Below are 13,408 nucleotides of genomic sequence, written 5' to 3' on the forward strand. Positions count from 1 at the left end.
GAGTCGTTGTCAAATTAGACTGCCGCCGTCAGGCGACAGGTTCACCGGAAAGGTCTGCCTGATACACCTCAACTGCATCATCCGGCTTGAGCTTGAGGCGATGGGACAGAAAACGCTCTATGTCAAAGGCGTATTTCTTGTCATAATCCGCTGTGTAGCGGTAGAGGGGATGCTTTGTGAGATCATATTTGTTGGACAGAAACGGGCGGACGCCGCGAAGCTGCAAGATGCACTTGCCGCCATCCAGCACGGCAAGCTCATCCACGCTCATCAGCTCCTTGCCCAATTTCTGATAGTTCAGCGAATGGGAAACCTCGCGGCCACGGCTCTCGCCGGTGTTATAGTGGAGTAGGGAGGCACCGCCTTGCCATATTACTATGGTAGGTTCGCACCACCCTCTCCGGGAACCGGACTTACATCTCTCAATGTATCCGGCTCTGTTATCGTTCGGTCAGCAGTTACTCACTGGTTGTGGATTGCAACATGGCATTTTTTGCACACAACCAGCGTTTTACGCCGTTTTGCAATCATTGCAACCTCCCATGCCTGCTTGCCCTTAAGGTTTTTGAGCTTGTTGACATGGTGAACTTCGTAACAATCGCTCTCGGTCGTACCGCATAGCTCACAGACCTTTGCTTTCAATCTCTGCTCCAAGGCTGTTCGGGAATATCCGTACTCCACCGCAGCATTGCATACGATGTCCGTCGGATTGGCCTTATCCTTGCAATCGGAGTATTTTGCAAAATAGCATCGTTTTTGCCCCGTTTTGGTTTCGTAGGGGATTCCCCATTCTCCGTAGTGGTCTTTGAATTTCTCAACCACCTTGGCTATGGTGCATTTATGCTTACTTGCGAGGGTTTTGAGGCAACTGTATTCCATGAGATAGGAAAAGTAGCACAGTTTATAAAAATTGCTGGCAATTCCATAGTAGTTGCAGATTCCCCGCAGTTCCGCATTGTAGGCAGAAACGATTTCCAAATCTGTGAGTCGCAAAAGAGATTTACGGCGGACAGGCATGAGTTTCCCATCCGGTTTCTGTATCGCAATTTCCTTGGCGAAAATGAAGCTGTGAATCTTATCATCGAATGGGATAGACAGTTCACAGGAATTGTTGAGGGTGCGTTTTGTCTTTTTGCCTGGCCCACCATGCTTGATAATGCTGCTTCTGCGAACACGAACATCATACCCCAAAAATCTTGCCCTTTCGCTGCTATGAGTGATGAGTGTTTTTTCTTCGCTGAGTTCCATCTTTAAGGTTTCACGGATAAACTCAGAAAGTTTACTCTTTATCCACTGGCAGTCCTCTTGACTTCCTTTCACACCGAGAATAAAGTCATCCGCATAGCGGATATACTTGATGCACTTTTTTGTCTGAGCTGTACAGGGCATTTTCAGCATGAGCTTCCGCTTTTCGTTGTATTCGGAAAGCAGTTGTTCTCTTTCTGCCCCGGTGCGTCTGCCGATGTGATAGGAAAGTTTCTGGAGGTCATTGCTTAGGAGGCGATATTCTGTCCTGACAGGTTCTTGCCCATGGGTATCAAATTCGCTTTTCAGCTTCATTACAAATTTGTCCAGCTCATGCAGATAGATGTTAGCAAGGAGCGGAGAAATGATACCGCCCTGTGGAGTACCACTGTAGGTTTTGTGATATTTCCAATCCTCCAAATATCCAGCCTTTAGAAATTTGTAAATCAGCTTTATCAACCGGGCATCCTTGATTTTACTATGAATCAAGCCTACAAGAACGCTGTGGTCGATATTGTCAAAGCACCCTTTGATGTCACCCTCCACGAACCAACGCATACCATTGAACTCCATTTTTAAGGATTTCAGTGCGGTATGGCAGCTCCTTTTGGGTCTGAATCCATGAGAAACTGGCAAGAAAACAGGCTCATACACCGCTTCGAGAACCATCCGCAGAACTTCCTGTACCAGCTTATCTGTGAATGTCGGGATTCCCAGAGGTCGCTTTTTCTTGGGATTGTTCTTCTTCTGGATATAGGTTCTTCTGGCGGGTGTGGGCTGGTAGGTTTCATCAGCGAGCCTTTGGATGATATTTGCGATTTTGGCTTCGCTGAATCCATCTGCCGTGTCATCGTTTGCACCCTTAGTTGCGGCACCACTGTTGGCATACAGATTTTTATATGCCAGAAAATACAGGTCTGGCCTCAGCATATAGCGATGCAGTCTGGTAAAAATTTCATCTTTATTTGCGAGTGAGTTTCTACTGATTCTTGCTAAAATTTCGGTTGTTGGTTGCATTTTGAGGTTTTCCTCCCTAATCAACTTTTCTTTTAGTACACAATAACTACGCCCCTTCGCCATGTGAGGGTCATTACCCCTCTCGGACTACTACGGGCGTTCCGTGCCCATGCAGGATTTTCAGGCTCTACAGCCATAGCCGAATTTTCACCTCCTTCGGTTGGCGTTCCTGTTTAGGGCATCCCCAGTTAGCGTTGAGCATAGGCAAATGTGGATTGTCGGTCTCCGCTTTCGTTTCCTTGCCATAGGTTCTCCTACAGATTGCACACCGTTTTTGATAACCGATTGATTGACACCTATAACCAATCGCCAGTGTGCCAGAGGTTACAGATACTTTCCTCCGCCTGACCGATAACAGAAATTAGAAACTTGCGTTCAGTAAACCCAACTTAAGCCTCATATCCACTTAACATTGCAGTTCAGTCGCACCAAGTTATCTTTAGGTGACTTACTGCTTTCCTGCCGTGCTGTGTTCCCGTTTCAGCTTTCGCCTTTCGGTTAGGCAGGTTGTTTCCCGTGTTATCTTACGGGGTAGTGCCTTACACTACTTTGCTCAACGCCCTATCTGGGCGCACAGTATCAATGGTTTCCTTGCCCAGCAGCTTGGACACATACTCATGGGTGGATTGCTCGTTGCCGCCCATATACAGAAATTCATCGCAATTTCCCACAAGGCTCTCCCACTGCTTTTCAAAAAGAGCCTTGAGCTGGGCGAGGTTCTGGATAATGATGCTCACGGAGATTTCACGGCTCCGCATGGTGGCAAGCAGTTTGTCAAACTCATCAGGCAGTGCGACATTGGCGAACTCGTCCATGACGAAATGCACATGGACGGGCAGCCTGCCGCCGTGTACCACATCCGCCTGATAGTAGAGCTGTTGGAACAGTTGGGTGTAGAGTAGGCCGACAATGAAGTTAAAACTGGAGTCATTGTCGGGGATCACGGCAAAGATGGCCGTCTTTTTTTCACCTAAGCTCCACAATTCCATCTCGTCCGTCTGCGTCATGCCGGCCAGCGATTCCAGATTGAACTTCTCCAGCCGGGACACCAGCGTGATCTGGATGGACTTCAGGGTCTTGCCGCTGCCGGAGCGGTAATTGCGGTAATATTTCAGGGCGATATGCTCCGGGTCCCGCATTTCCAGGCGGTCAAAGAGTTCATCCAACGGGGATTGGTAGGTGTCATCATCCTCCCGGACCTCGCCAGCCCGGATCATTTCCATGACCATGGAGAAGTTCCGTTCTTCGGGCGGAGCTTCGTAGTGGAGATAGAACACCAGCGCCAGCAAGAGCATCTGCGCTGCCTGATCCCAGAAGGGGTCCTGTGACTGTGCGCCTTTGGGCGTGGTGTTCTTGAACAGGTTGGTCACAAGCCGCTGAATGTCGTTGTCGTTGCGGAGATAGGCAAAAGGGTTGTAGCAGTGGCTTTTCTCCATATTGATTAGGTCAAGCACCTTGATGTCGTAGCCGTTTGCTTCAAGCAGTCCCCCGGTGTCGCGCAAGATTTCACCTTTGCAGTCCAGTATGATAAGGCTGGTATTGGCGTTCATAATGTTGGGCTTGGCGTAGAACCTGGTCTTGCCCGCGCCGCTGCCGCCCACCACCAGGACATTCAGATTGCGCCGGTGTCTGCGGCCATCCAGTCCAATGGCGACATTCTGTGTGAGGATTTTGTTCGCGGTCAGCTCCTTATCCGCATATTTCCTGTTGATCGCTCTGGGGTCGCCCCACTTGGCGCTGCCGTGTTCCTCCCGCCTGCGGTAGTTGCGGTCGGTGGAGAGGTAGACGCCAATCCCCAGCCCATAGCACAACAAAAAAATGAGGACAGTTTTCAAGCTGTCCTCACACCATACAATGTGAAACGGATGGTCCAGCGCGGCCCCGCCGTACCGCACCAGCCAGACCAGTCCGCCGCCCATATAGGGGGCCAGCAGCAGGGCCAGCCAGACCACAGGAATGACGCCGCAGGCGTAGAGGGTCAGGTAGGCTTTGGAGAACTTATCTTGCCTCACGGTCAGCCCTCCGTTTCTCCCGTTTCGTGGGCGCGTCTATGATTTTGAGAATGAGATCGTCCACATCTTCGGTGGGTTTGCCGTCCCGGATGGCATCGTTGCGGAAGTCAGTCAGGCCCCGCACCATAAGCCGCTGTTCGTAGTCATTCAGCGTGACCACACGCTTCTCATCACGCATAGAGCGCCCTCCTTATCTCGCCTCGTCATCTCGGTTCTTCTGCGCCTTTTCCTGGGCGGCAAAGAGTCGGTTCATATCGGCGGAGATACTCCCGGCCACATCCCGTATGACACCCGCCTCAGCCCGGAGCGCCCTGGCGTCCATCCCGGCATAGCTCTCCGGCAGGCGTTCAAAGGAAAAGCCCTCTACCGATACGCCATTTCTTTTGCACAGCATATAAGACACGCTGTACGCCGTAAAATCGGGGCTTTCACAGGTAATCCCATCACGGTCCATGTGGGCGCGGGCAAGCTCCTGGGCCAGCCCCCGGAAGATGGTAGGGGCGTCCAACCCCTGGCGGACATAGACGGTATGCTCCTGGGGATGATAGGCCACATTGACGCCCTCCGGCAGTTCGTTGGAGATAGCAAACCGGCAGGGGGCATCGTTCATCAGGGCCTTCAGCAGCAGGCGTTCATCCCGGACCGTGGTGGGGGCGGGGCGCTGGGCGGCCCTGGTCTGGGAAATGTCAAAGACCTTCCGCACATTGTAGGACACGCCCACGCTGCCATCGTCCCGCTGGTACTCCTTACCCGGTTCCAGAATGGTGATAGCATCCGCTCCTCGCCGGACATACACGCCGTTGGCTTTCCAACTGTCGAAGTCGGCCAGTTTGGTGGCCTCCGGGCACTGGGCCGCGATCAGGATGGCGTTGCTCACGGAGTAGAGGTCAAACCGGGCCTGCACATCCAGGTAGGCTTGGAACAGCCCGCCCTCTCTGCCCATATCCTGCACATAGCTGTCGATCATGGCGTAGACGCCCTCGCGCTCCGCCTGCTTTCGCGCCGCCCAAACCGTCTTGTCAAAGGGCTTCTCCTCCTGCTGGGTGGGCTGGCCGGTAAACAGATCATCATAGTTCGGCATACATTACCTCTCCTTTTGCTTTTTGATTTTCTTTTTTGGGGGTGCTTTGTGCTGGACCGGCTTCTGCCGCCCAGCGTTCTCTCTGGCTTTCTCCTCCGCCCGCTGCTTCTGCTCCGCCTTGATCTCCTTCAATGCCTGACGGACAGAGGGACGGGGGCGCTCCAGCGGATCAGGGATACCCGGCTCGGCGGCCTCTTTGGGCTTTGAGGTAGGCTCGGACAGACGGGATTTCTCGGTCCGGCCCACGGTGGGGTTTTCGGTCCTGCCCTCCTCTCTGGCAGAGGACGCGCCCCGCGCCGCCTTCAAAAATTCATCCAGGTCCCGGTCCGGATCGTTGCGCTCCGGAACAACCGGGCCATGTTCCGGGGCCGGGGCAAGCATGGCGTCCAGAAATCCATCCATCTCCCGCTCAGTCATCGGCTCCTGGGGAGTGTCCACCCCGGCTGCCGGTTCCGCCGCAGGTGTTTCCGGGGCGTCCATCCGCCGCTCCACCCGGCTCTGTTCGATCTCCTGCTTGACCTGGGCCATATCTACGGTGGCAAGGCCGAACCGCTCAATGATGCGGTTGATCTTGCCGGCGTCCTCCGCCCTCGCCATGATGTCGGTCAGTCCATCCGTGGCGTCCCGGTCCTTCAATACACAGTAGAGGACGCCGTACTTTTTTGCCTCCCGGCAAAAGAGCTGAAGGTCGCTGTCCTTGACGGCAAACACCTTCAGCTCCTTGCCGCTGCGGAGCATATTGGTCAGGCGGGCCTTGCCCGCCGTCTTTTTCTGCTCACGCAGGATGGCATAGATCAAAATGGCAAGCTGTTTGGCCCCGGAGCCGGCCAGCCTGACCGCAACCTCACCTGTTTCCAGCGACATCCTCACGACTTGCTCCGCCGCGTCGCCTGAATAACTCATCGTTTGATCGCTCCTTTCGTTCCAATTCCTTTTGCTTCACCAGCCGTCCCAGGTTCTCACGGACCTGCCCGGAACGCTGGGCGATGCCGTCACATAAGACCACATCCTTTCTCACTGCCCTGATCCTGTCGGACAGGGAACTGATATTCTGTTTCACCTCGTCAATACCTGCGAAGTCGCCCTGTCTGATGAGCCGGCGCAGGTCCTTTCGGAGTTCCTGCCGCTGGGCAGTCAGGGCGTTCGCCTCCATCAACGCCGTTTCCCGGTGGGTAGTCAATTCCTCAATCGTTCCAATGTGGTGTTTCCCCAAAAAGCGGGTTTCCGCGTCCAGACGGTCCAGCTTGGCGATGTCCTCCCGCAATAAAAAAGACACCCGCTTGACGGATGCCGGCTGCTTGACGATGATGTGGAGTTCATAGCAGTAATGGAAGTACAGCGCCCGCAGGCCGGTGACTTTCTTCTGGGGCTTTCCCCGCACCCGGTAATGCTGGGGCAGGTGATGGACAAGCTCCGGGAACGGGGGCTGCTTGTGAATGTTGCGTAGAATACGCACCCTGATCTCCTCCAGCGTGTAGCCCTCGCCCAGCTTGTGGAAGCGGAAATAGCCCCTCGCGTCCGGTGGCTTCAATGCGGGATATTTCAGGGGCTTTCCGTCCTTCCCGTGGGTCTTGACCTGATAGCCCATTTCGTCCAGCACCCGCAGGAAATCGCGCTCAGTAGTGGAAGCGCGGATAGCCCGGTCAATGTCGGCCCGGATAGTGCCCCGGTGGGTGGGTTTTCCATCACGCTCGGCCCGCCATTCGGCATAGTCCTTTGTCTGTCTGCCAGAGTTCTCGATCACGGAGATGGCGTATTCCCGGCACAGACGGTCCGATGCCTCCCGCATCCGGGCGTAGTCGGCGGGGGAGTTGTAGAACTTTTTTCCATCAACCCAGGACACGGAGTTGATGACAAAGTGGTTGTGATAGTGGCCGGTATTGCAGTGGGTCGCCACTACAACTTCAAAACGCCCGCCCCACAGCTCCTCCGCCAACCTGACGCCGATTTCATGGGCTGTCTCCGCCGTGACCTCATCCGCTTTGAAGGACTGATACCCGTGGTAGCACACCCGGCCACCCGGCTTGCCCCACAGCCGCTTCGTTTCCATGAACTGTGCGGCAGCGGTGTCCTCCCGGCAGTTCAAGCAGGACACATAGGACCGGCGCTCCGTTTTCATCTCGTCGGCGGCATACTCCACCACATCCTCAACGGCATGGAGGGACGCCAGCTCCGGCAAGCCGGCCTCAGTGGTCTTTTCCGGGTTCCGAACGTAGTCGATTACCTTGTCCACGCGCCTATGAATGGGCCAGATGGAGGTCACCGCCATGTCAGTCGGAAGGCACGGTATAGGTGTCTGCGATCAGCTTCTCCACGGCCCGGTTATCCTCCAGTGCCTTGCGGAGCTGGGGCACATCCAGCAGTCCGAGGGCGTTGGCCCGCTTCATGACCTGATTCAGGTTATTCCCCACGCGCCGCACCTCCTGGATCAGCACAGGTACATCGGCGGGCGGGGCCTCCTTCACCTCCGTGCCGTTCAGGACGCGGCGGCAGTAACCCTCGCGGGACAGGCCGGACTTGCGGGCCTTCTTGGTAAGGGCATCCAGTTCCGTTTTGGTAAAACGGACCTTCATTTCAAGTGTTCTTTTCAAAACGATCATCCTTTCTCAATGCAGGGTCATAGGGGCGGCAAGCCCCTGTCAAGCGGAATTGTGGCCCCACAATTCGTTGCTTGCTAAGACAATGCCTCCATCCTCCGCGCCTGCGGCGCGTGAGAGCGTGCGGGCTTGGCCTCTTTGTTATCGCTCATGCTCTTTTTCGGTTCGCATGAGGGCCTTCGCCCGCTCCACTTCATCGGACATCATATAGCACCGCTCAATTTGCCAGCCGTTCTTGCCGCCGTACTCCGATGCCATGTACTGTTCCAGACGGACACAGGGATCGGAGCCATCCAGGGACGAAGCATAGATGGAATATCCGCCCATATTAGGCCGAAACGCCTTGTTGTCGCTGGACACCGCATAGGTACGGCTTTCCACGGAATACTCCTTGTCAAAGCTGGCCGGAGAGAACACAATGAAGCCGGACAAATGCTGGCGGGCACGTTCTGCTGCGCGAAAATAACTTCGCATGGTTGCATAGGTCATATTGACTTCACAAAGGGCCTTTTCACTCATGGAGTGACAACCTCCTATTATGATTTTTGCGGCATCATAGGTGATGCCATACCCCTCGACGGGCGGGAAAAAGCGGCATCATAGGTGATGCCGCTAAAAACTGTTCAGGAAGTCAAACACGGCGTTTAGGTCCTCCGTGCTGGCTTCCGCCTGCGCCGCTGGCCGGTCATAGCCGTTCTTTGCGGTTCGCTCCAATTCTTCAGATACGGTCTGACGGATCAGCTCTTTCAACACATTGGTTTGCTCTTTTGCGTTGATCCTGGCGATGATCTCCTGATTGATGGATCGGGCCTCCATGCGGTGCAGGGCTTCCCACGCCCTGCGGTCATTCTCCCGGTCAAGGTTAAATCGGAGCGAAAACCGTTTGGTATTCATTCTCTCGTCCCCCTGTGCAAAGCCTGCTCACACAGGAACTCATAGCCCTTGGCGGTGGCGCAGATGTCCTCGTAGATCGTTACGCGGTCGGCGTCATAAGCCCCGAAGTTGCGGACCAGACAGCTTCCGCCGCCCAGCACATGGAGCCGCATAAGAGCGGGGTTGTACTCATGCTCCCGCAGGATGCGGAAAATCTCGCCCACATACTCTGCGGCGGTTTCCCGGATGGTGGTCAGGTAGTCCTCCCGAATATCCGCTGTGCCGAACCGCAGCACCCGGTTGATGATCGACTCGTCCACCGTGGCATGGTGGGTCCGCATGACATTCTCCCGGACGGCCAGCATACATTGATGGGTGCCATACTTCTCAGTAAACATCCGGTCCACAACAGGCTTGCGGTCGTTGATGAACATGATGTTCATGGTGCCGTTGCCAATGTCACAGAGCATATTCACGCCCTGGAAGTCCCTGATCTGGCCGGCAACCGCAGCGAAGCCCTGGGGGAACACATCCACCCCGGCGATCTCCACCCGGTAGGCTTTTCCCCGGAAGGTAAAGGCCAGTTCCCGGTTCCGCATGAGGTAGGCTTTGAAGTCCGCCCGCTGCCGACTCACCCAGGTGAGGGGCAATCCCACTGCAAGATATACCGTGGCGTCTGTCAGGCCATATACATTCAGCTCACGGGCGATAGCGGCCAGGGTGAGGATATAGTAGTCATCGTCCCCGGTCTTGTCCGCCTTAAACTCCTTGTGGCCTGTCCCAATCAGGTAGTAGCGTCCGTCATAGACCAGCAGATCGTCTTTGAATACCGGCTCTGCGTCATGGACGGTCAGCCCCGCGGGAAAACAGCAGTTTGCAGTCTTGATGTTGCCGTAGCCATTGTCTATCCCGATGATCTTCATGCCCTGATGGTCTTTCACCGGCTCCATTCCTCCTTCCTCTTTGCCTGCCCCAACCTCCGCTGGAGCAGCAGATCGTTTACATCCTTGCCGCTGGGCGGCGGCCTGTCCAGCACTTCGTATCTGTCCCCCAGGCCAGCCATGATACCCGCTGCCGCGTCCCGGCCCACCTCGTCATTGTCCAGGTGGAGGCAGAGCGTGTGGACGCCGGGGTGGTCCTGAAGGTACTGGCTGAGAGCCATGGGGATGACAAACTCTTGTTTCTGCTTGAACACCCCGCCCAGGGAGAGCATGGCGTCCTGCCGCCAGTCCCGGCCCTTCATTTTCAGCAGGGTGGCGTAGCTCAACAGGTCGATGGCCGATTCAAACAGGTGGACGCTGGGTACAGCGGAGTCCTCCGCGATGGCGAAGGAATACCGCTTGTCACTGCCGGTGGCCTCGCCCTTGAAGTCCCCTATGATGCCCCGCAGGGCGGCGTAGCGGGGTTGGCCCTGCCGGTCCCGGCCCACGAATACAGCATTGTGATAGGGCAGACTTTCATACAAACGCCCGGTCTGGATGCAGTAGTCGATCACATCATAATCAATGCCCCGCCCATGAAGATAGCTGACAACATGGGTTGCACACCGGCTGGATTGGGGAAGGACCAGCTTCCGGGGTTCCTGCTCCTTTGGCCTGGCTTGAGGCGCCGGAGACGGGGGAGAGAAGTTCGGCCCCGTCAGGGCCTCCACTGCCTCGGTAAAGGAAAAGCCCTGGACCTTGATAAGATAGTCCAGGGCCGTTTTCCCGCCGATTTTGCGGGAGAACCAGTTCCATTTTCCGTTGCTGATCTTCAAGCTGTCATGCTCACGGGTGCAGTAGGTGCTTCCGCCTACATGGACGAGCTGGTGCGGGTCATACCGCTGGAGATAGGTCAGCAGGTCCCATTCCTTAGCCTGAGCGATCTGCTCCGGGGTGACATAGCCCATCCTACCGTTCCTCCCGCTGGCCCTTTTCCTTTTCAGCTCGTATGACGGTATCTGCGCGGGCCTCGATCACATCCCGTACATCGTCCATGTGGTGGGTTTCCGCCCGCTCCCACGCCCGGTAAACATCCGCCAGCGGGGTCCGGGACCGCAGCAGAGCCGCGGCCTGGGCGTCCGTCAGTTCCAGTACCTCCAACTCCATCACAATATCCTCTCGGACCGTGAATTTGCAGGCATTGTCCAGGATCACATTGGGGGGCTGCTCCAGAAGCCATGCCTTATACTTCTGCTGCTCGGCTGCCATCCGTTCATAAAGTTGGCGCATCATTTCTTTGTTGGTCATGCTGTATCACTCCTTATAAAATAGTGATAGCCGGGAGATCTCCAGATGAAAACCTCCCGGCTATGTAAAACGGCAAGGCCGCAGACACGGCCTTGCCAAAAAGGTATGTGATTGCTTTATCGGGCGTTCCGGTCTTTCCCGGCTTTGTGTTTCGCTGGCAGAGGTCCATCTTTCGCCTGCTCTAATTTTTCCAGAGCAAAATCCAGTATCTTCACCTTCCGCTCCGCCAGCATGGTCAGATAAAATTGCCGCTGCAAATCACTGAGGAATGGGGTGTCATAAATCAACTTCCCGATTTTACCCATATCAATCCGGGGGACGATCCTCCGCAGGGCGCGGCTGCACCCCTCTTCCCGCAGTGAGGAAATAAAATCGAAATACCGAATTTTCTTTCCTTCCAGCGTAATCGCGGAGGTCGGTATCTCATAAATTCGATAGTCACGGTCGCCCTGATTGGTAAGGACAGACCGCATGATCTCGTCATCCGCCTGGGGATAGAGGCAACTCCCACAATCGTAGACCGGGGCCAGTTCTATGGCGTCGCTGACGGCATCGTAGAGGAAGCCCCAGTTCCCGTTGTGCCGGTCCCAGTTCCCAATCAGGGCGTCTACGATGAACATATCCCAAAAGCGGTCCAGCAGTTGAGCGGCGTCTATGGCCGTTTGTGCCGTAATCGTATGGAGGATGTCGGACAGTTCGGTGCCATACCCGTTGCGCTCTGAGTCGATGATCTGGTTTTTCAGGGAGGCAAAGTCCTGAAGCACGAGCCCAGGCCGGGTAAAGTCGCCGCAGGCAACAACGATCTTCTCTGTGCCATTCACCGTGAATGTGCCCAGCAGGGTCTTTTGTACGGGGATGCCGGCAATCTCGAATATCTGGCAGCCGAGGTATTCAGAAAAACAACTGTTGCTGTAACTCATGTCCGGGTTTTTCTTCGCCATAGAGGGAAATTTTAGCATATATTGCTCCCCGTCATAGAGGACGGAGATCTTCTTGCCGTTCGCGCCGGCGTATGCCTTGTTCCTTTTTGGCATACCTGTAAAGTCAATAACGCCCATGTGGTCACTCCCTTTCCATCCGCAGATACTTCTCCCGGAGATACCACGCCTGTTCTGAACTGATGACCTGATTGACCTCCGCGTTGTTGATGTCTGTCTGCAAGTTGCAGTAGTCGCAGTCCCAGCGCAGGTCCTTCTCACCCCGATCCAGCCGGTCCCAGGCCGCCTGCATCTGGGCTATGGATTCCATCAAAAAATCAGGCAGGCCGCACTCCAGATAACTCTTATCTGTTGGCAGTCCGGTATCGCTCTCATAGGCCGGGGATAATTCCATGATGTCCTCCATGGTGCAGTCCAGCGCCTTGGCAAGTTGCTGGACAGTCTTGGCGGCACACCGTCCGATCTCGCTCCTTCCGGCGCAGATGTCAACGATGGTAGTATTGGGGACGCCGCTGATTTGCGCCAGACGGTATTTACTTATGCCCCGCTGATTCAGATACCCTTGCAGGTCCATACCCTGTGCCTTCCTTTCAATATTTTCCTCCATTATATCGGCATACCGATTGTCTGTCAATCACTTATGCTCCCTATGCCCAGGAAAATAGAATTACGATGATTATAAACGAATAAACATCGTGTCAAAGTCCTCGAACATGAATTGTATTTTGTCGATCTGTTTCCGGGTATGGTAGTGGCCGCAGTACCATTTTTTGTAGTCCAGGCGGTCCTCTATGCCATCCAGCCAGTCCTCGGTACTCTTGTCTACGGAGCTTTGGTCAAGGCCGGAGAGAAATACTTCGGTCGGCTCATATTTGCGGGGGCAGGTGTGGCTCAAAACAATGTCGATGTTCCAGTGTAAGGCGGCAAGCCGCGCTTCAACCACGGCTTTGATCTCCTCGTCCGGCTGCTCATCCGGCCACCAATGCCACCCGTGCGCCAGCCGGTAGTGCTTATCCACACTGTACGCGCCCCCGATCACGATACACTTGTACCCATCGAAATTGTAAATCTCGCCGTCAACAGCAAAGAGGATGTTCGGAAATGCTTCTTCATAGAGAATTTTCCCGCCGCAGTATTCTCCTTCCATATAGGATGGGATGCGCTGGGGCCTGGCTTCATGGTTGCCGTGGATACTGAAGAATTTGACCGGAATGGCGCTGGCATACTCTTTTGCGCGGGTGTCGCGGTCATTCAGGTAATAATTGAAACCCGCATCACCAAGGATGATTATGGTATCGGATTTTGTTGTTTCCATTGCGCGGCAAAAGGTGTCCACGCGGAGAAAGTTCCCATGTGTGTCACCTGTGAGATAGGTTGCCATAGCATTCAACTCCATTCTATCATGAATTTTGATACC

General features: G+C 54.9%; 14 protein-coding genes and 2 pseudogenes. All 16 read right to left on the reverse strand.

Annotated features, from left to right (window positions below):
* Positions 1–28: 28 nt before the first annotated feature.
* Positions 29–343, reverse strand: a pseudogene (locus EIO64_RS05190) (VirD4-like conjugal transfer protein, CD1115 family); the annotation flags it as partial.
* A 119-nt stretch (positions 344–462) separates the two neighbouring features.
* Entirely contained in the window at positions 463–2,286 is a 1,824-nt protein-coding gene (locus EIO64_RS05195) for a reverse transcriptase/maturase family protein (protein ID WP_429835600.1), read from the reverse strand.
* Between the two features lie 551 nt (positions 2,287–2,837).
* A pseudogene (locus EIO64_RS05200) lies at positions 2,838–4,274 on the reverse strand (VirD4-like conjugal transfer protein, CD1115 family); the annotation flags it as partial.
* Positions 4,261–4,452, reverse strand: a complete 192-nt coding sequence (locus EIO64_RS05205; protein WP_136890946.1) for a hypothetical protein — start codon at positions 4,450–4,452, stop codon at positions 4,261–4,263. The pseudogene EIO64_RS05200 and the gene EIO64_RS05205, both read right to left, overlap by 14 nt.
* Positions 4,453–4,464: 12 nt before the next feature.
* Entirely contained in the window at positions 4,465–5,355 is an 891-nt protein-coding gene (locus tag EIO64_RS05210) for a hypothetical protein (protein ID WP_226907981.1), read from the reverse strand.
* A gap of 3 nt (positions 5,356–5,358) precedes the next feature.
* Positions 5,359–6,219: a PcfB family protein gene (locus tag EIO64_RS05215; protein ID WP_249390812.1), complete on the reverse strand. Its 861-nt coding sequence runs from the start codon at positions 6,217–6,219 to the stop codon at positions 5,359–5,361.
* Positions 6,200–7,624, reverse strand: coding sequence for a relaxase/mobilization nuclease domain-containing protein (locus tag EIO64_RS05220; protein WP_136890948.1), 1,425 nt, complete (start codon positions 7,622–7,624; stop codon positions 6,200–6,202). The genes EIO64_RS05215 and EIO64_RS05220 overlap by 20 nt, the downstream gene beginning before the upstream one ends.
* Before the next feature lies 1 nt (position 7,625).
* Positions 7,626–7,946: a plasmid mobilization protein gene (locus tag EIO64_RS05225; protein ID WP_346730079.1), complete on the reverse strand. Its 321-nt coding sequence runs from the start codon at positions 7,944–7,946 to the stop codon at positions 7,626–7,628.
* 147 nt (positions 7,947–8,093) lie between these two features.
* A complete protein-coding gene (locus EIO64_RS05230) occupies positions 8,094–8,471 on the reverse strand; it encodes a hypothetical protein (protein WP_009260405.1) in 378 nt (125 codons plus the stop codon).
* Positions 8,472–8,564: 93 nt separating this feature from the next.
* Complete coding sequence (locus EIO64_RS05235) at positions 8,565–8,846, reverse strand: hypothetical protein (RefSeq protein WP_136890950.1); 282 nt, start codon at positions 8,844–8,846, stop codon at positions 8,565–8,567.
* A complete protein-coding gene (locus EIO64_RS05240; protein ID WP_136890951.1) occupies positions 8,843–9,775 on the reverse strand; it encodes a ParM/StbA family protein in 933 nt (310 codons plus the stop codon). The genes EIO64_RS05235 and EIO64_RS05240 overlap by 4 nt, the downstream gene beginning before the upstream one ends.
* The gene (locus EIO64_RS05245) at positions 9,763–10,713 is read right to left on the reverse strand and encodes a DUF3991 and TOPRIM domain-containing protein (RefSeq protein WP_136890952.1); all 951 of its coding nucleotides are present in this window, start codon (positions 10,711–10,713) and stop codon (positions 9,763–9,765) included. Before EIO64_RS05245 ends, EIO64_RS05240 begins: the two co-directional genes overlap by 13 nt.
* A 1-nt stretch (position 10,714) precedes the next feature.
* Positions 10,715–11,053 carry a DUF3848 domain-containing protein gene (locus EIO64_RS05250; RefSeq protein WP_055179156.1) on the reverse strand — a complete coding sequence of 113 codons (339 nt, stop codon included), beginning with the start codon at positions 11,051–11,053 and terminating at the stop codon, positions 10,715–10,717.
* 116 nt (positions 11,054–11,169) lie between these two features.
* Positions 11,170–12,111, reverse strand: a complete 942-nt coding sequence (locus EIO64_RS05255) for a HipA domain-containing protein (protein WP_136890953.1) — start codon at positions 12,109–12,111, stop codon at positions 11,170–11,172.
* 4 nt (positions 12,112–12,115) lie between these two features.
* Positions 12,116–12,565 carry a helix-turn-helix domain-containing protein gene (locus EIO64_RS05260; RefSeq protein WP_136890954.1) on the reverse strand — a complete coding sequence of 150 codons (450 nt, stop codon included), beginning with the start codon at positions 12,563–12,565 and terminating at the stop codon, positions 12,116–12,118.
* A gap of 102 nt (positions 12,566–12,667) precedes the next feature.
* Positions 12,668–13,372, reverse strand: coding sequence for a metallophosphoesterase family protein (locus EIO64_RS05265; RefSeq protein WP_136890955.1), 705 nt, complete (start codon positions 13,370–13,372; stop codon positions 12,668–12,670).
* Positions 13,373–13,408: the final 36 nt, after the last annotated feature.

Origin of the sequence: Dysosmobacter welbionis (assembly GCF_005121165.3) — a bacterium.
GTDB classification, from domain to species: domain Bacteria; phylum Bacillota; class Clostridia; order Oscillospirales; family Oscillospiraceae; genus Oscillibacter; species Oscillibacter welbionis.

Coding starts and splice junctions, on each gene's coding strand:
- EIO64_RS05205 (WP_136890946.1), bottom strand. CDS start 4,452: ATGCGTGATGAGAAGCGTGTGGTCACGCTGAATGACTACGAACAGCGG.
- EIO64_RS05210 (WP_226907981.1), bottom strand. CDS start 5,355: ATGCCGAACTATGATGATCTGTTTACCGGCCAGCCCACCCAGCAGGAG.
- EIO64_RS05215 (WP_249390812.1), bottom strand. CDS start 6,219: ATGTCGCTGGAAACAGGTGAGGTTGCGGTCAGGCTGGCCGGCTCCGGG.
- EIO64_RS05220 (WP_136890948.1), bottom strand. CDS start 7,624: ATGGCGGTGACCTCCATCTGGCCCATTCATAGGCGCGTGGACAAGGTA.
- EIO64_RS05230 (WP_009260405.1), bottom strand. CDS start 8,471: ATGAGTGAAAAGGCCCTTTGTGAAGTCAATATGACCTATGCAACCATG.
- EIO64_RS05235 (WP_136890950.1), bottom strand. CDS start 8,846: ATGAATACCAAACGGTTTTCGCTCCGATTTAACCTTGACCGGGAGAAT.
- EIO64_RS05240 (WP_136890951.1), bottom strand. CDS start 9,775: ATGGAGCCGGTGAAAGACCATCAGGGCATGAAGATCATCGGGATAGAC.
- EIO64_RS05245 (WP_136890952.1), bottom strand. CDS start 10,713: ATGGGCTATGTCACCCCGGAGCAGATCGCTCAGGCTAAGGAATGGGAC.
- EIO64_RS05250 (WP_055179156.1), bottom strand. CDS start 11,053: ATGACCAACAAAGAAATGATGCGCCAACTTTATGAACGGATGGCAGCC.
- EIO64_RS05255 (WP_136890953.1), bottom strand. CDS start 12,111: ATGGGCGTTATTGACTTTACAGGTATGCCAAAAAGGAACAAGGCATAC.
- EIO64_RS05260 (WP_136890954.1), bottom strand. CDS start 12,565: ATGGACCTGCAAGGGTATCTGAATCAGCGGGGCATAAGTAAATACCGT.
- EIO64_RS05265 (WP_136890955.1), bottom strand. CDS start 13,372: ATGGCAACCTATCTCACAGGTGACACACATGGGAACTTTCTCCGCGTG.